Source organism: Rhodocytophaga aerolata (assembly GCF_030503435.1).
GTDB classification, from domain to species: Bacteria; Bacteroidota; Bacteroidia; order Cytophagales; family 172606-1; genus Rhodocytophaga; species Rhodocytophaga aerolata.
Genome location: NZ_JAUKPO010000120.1, coordinates 1 through 3,012, shown reverse-complemented (window position 1 = coordinate 3,012; position 3,012 = coordinate 1). Strand labels below are relative to the sequence as shown.

Below are 3,012 nucleotides of genomic sequence, written 5' to 3'. Positions count from 1 at the left end.
GGTGGTATCCGGGCTTGTGGAGGCCGGATCGATGATCACATAATTCAGCTTCGTATTTACCCCACCAATCGGATCAATCGTCAGTTTGCCATCAGCTATCGTAACTGTTACTGTTGCCGACATAAACCGCTGGGTAGTCGTTGGCACAAAGCCATTAATGACTGTTACCCCTTCTACATTGATCTGATGCTTACTGTCTACATAATTGGGATCGCCCACACTGACGGTTACCTTGTAAGTGCCGTTTGCCAGCGCATATTCCCAGGCGCCAGGGGTGGCTCCACTCGTCTGCATCTGCACAAGGGTCCGTAAGCGAAGTTCATCAGAGCCTACTCTCTCCCGCATATTTGCAGAAAAATCCACGGGTGTTTTGCTTGTCAGGTTCACCCATCCGTATGTTCTTGTCGCATTATAAGCGCCTCCATCATCTTTGACATAGCCTGCAGGAACACTGGTTTGCGCTGCCGGCTGGAAATTAACTTTTAAGGCACTGGCACTTAAGGGGGGATTGACCACCAGATTTACTTCCATCACCGCTTGTATATACCCGGTGGCTGCCGCTGTTACAGTGGCTTTATAAGTTCCAGGGATCAAACCTGTGCTGTTTATAGCTACCGATAAGTTACCTAAGGCCGTCTGTTGAGGCAATACCAGCCAGTCACTATTAACTGACTTTGTCAAGCTGACTGTCGGACTTCCGGAAGTTGCAGACAACGTTACTTTCTGGGTGGCCGCTGTTTCTCCTGCAATCACCGTAAAATTTAATGGAGAAGCACCAAATTTTAGCTCTTTGGCTACTGCCGGGTTGATTGCACGAACGTTTCGTACAATGACCACTAAATCCTGGTAATCAAATCCGCTGATATGCTCTTCAAAAGCGACAATATAGGCATAAGGAATAACGGTGCCTGTTGAAGTCTTCAAGGGATACACCCGTACATGGTGCGGGATAGCGCCTTGGAACGTATTCAGGCTGTCTTCACTATATAGATGGCGGTTAGTAAACCAGGGCCAGCGGGAGTAGAAGCCCAATGTGGAAATACCCGGATCAAAGCTTAGGATGCCGCTGTATTTTACATTCACGGTTTGTCCGTTTGAGATAGGATCATTGGATACGGTGAACAGTTCATGTTTACTATCGGCTTTGCCGGCATCATACCAGCCAAAGCCCACCACCGGATTGCTGCCAGTTGGCCCAAAGACAGAGAGCGGCTCAATCGTGATCGGACCATCTTCTGCCCGCTCAAACTGGGGGGCAATAATTTCTTCTCCTAAAAGGGGAGCTTGCTGCGACGTGCTGCTGCTATGGATGATATTGGTGGTTTTATCATCATCGCCCACATTTACCGGGATGTTATACAGATCCAGAATCGCTTGCAGGGAAGGTTCACTGGTTCCCCCCAAGCCGTTTGTACCTAGCCCCCGTAAGGTTACCAGTTTATCGGCACTGCCGGTGCTTTTCACCCGCACCGTGGCTGTCTTCTGGCCAACCGTTCCTGGCTTGAAGGCTATGCCGAACGTGCTGGCACTATTAGCAGCGATGCTCAAAGGAATCTCTGGAAAACCCGCAGGCAAACCTGATAATTCAAACTGATCACTGTTTACACCCTCTAAGTTTATTCCTGTTACTGTTAGAGTAGCGTTGCCTGTATTGGCAATGGTAATGGTCTGCACGGGAGACGTAGTAGCTTTGACGGCATTATCAAATATCTGTGCCGGACTCACTACAATCAGGGGCGCAGGAGCCGACGGAGCCGTCACTTTCAGCAAGGTGATCTGGGCCAGCTTTCCGGCCGTGTTGTTCCAGTTATATTCCACTACATACAGGTTGCCATTAGCCGGATCTTCAGTGATATCAAGTGGGTTAGATAGATTGCCGAGCCCTGGGATACCATTGGTGCCTGACCCGGTTCTATACGAAGAGATATTGTACTGCGCATCATTGCTGCTAGCGGTCTGCCCGCTTAGGGGCACCAGCGTACCTGGTTTTAAGGCAATAATATCGCTGCCTCCGGCAAAGCGGCACACCAGCAGCCAGCCTTTCAAGGCGCCATTAAAGGTGTTGCTTTTGTATTCGATGGCGCCATTAGGCGATTTATTCAAGTCGAAATTAAAGGCCGCTCCCCGGTAGTTGACATCCGGCAAGGTGCCTTGGGGATATTTGCTGTTATCGGGGTAGCCTCTGTGCGCTACATATTCTCCGCGAAGCGGGTTGGGATGGCCAAAGTAGCCCACCGGCTTTAGGGGATTGACTCTGAACAGCCAGTCACCCTGCACTTGTATGCCGGTAGTGGCAGGCACCTGGGGACCACTGTAAAAACTGCCATCGGGCCGGCGGGTACCGGCCACGGAGGCCGGGGAGTTCCCTCCCGCTGCAGATCCGTTAGCAGGTACATACATATGGCCGTTGGAATGCCAGACCAGATCATAGGAATTGCGCACACCGGAAGCATAGATGGTCAGCGGTGAATTGCTGGCATAGGGGTTATAGGTTCCGTCTGAGAAGGTAATCGAATTGGCCGGCGCTGCATTAATAAGCGCCTGGTTACTTGTGGTTTGTACATTCAGTGGCAAAGGCAGTCCTTGGAGCTTATTGAGATCCAGGCGCAGAATGGCTCCTGCCAGCAGGCTTTCATTGCGCTGCCAGCTCTCATCATAGGCGCCCATCGAGCTGTTGCTGCCCTGATTAAAATATAGCATGGTCGGCTCGCCTGCTTTGAAGGCAATGCTGTTGACTAAGTGATCTTTCTTCGACCGGGGCAGTTTAGTCAGCACCAACTGCTCTGCTTCCAGGTTCAGGCCACTCAGCTTAGACAAGTTGCCATCAAATTCAGGGGCATTCACCAGGCCGGAAGAGCAGTGCGATACCCAGGCAATCAGGTTTTGCGCCGTTGAGGTAGGATCAAAGGTTAAGCCAATGGCTGAGCGGTTGCCATATTTAGTGACAAGGGTTTTAATCTCCTGCATCCCGCTCAGCTGACCGGTCGATAGATCACGGGTGTAGCGCTCAAT

General features: G+C 51.0%; 1 protein-coding gene. It reads right to left on the bottom strand.

Features of this window, described 5'->3' with window-relative positions; translation table 11 throughout:
• Nucleotides 1–3,012 (bottom strand): choice-of-anchor D domain-containing protein (locus tag Q0590_RS36930; protein WP_302042708.1); only part of this gene is annotated, 3,012 nt, incomplete at both ends.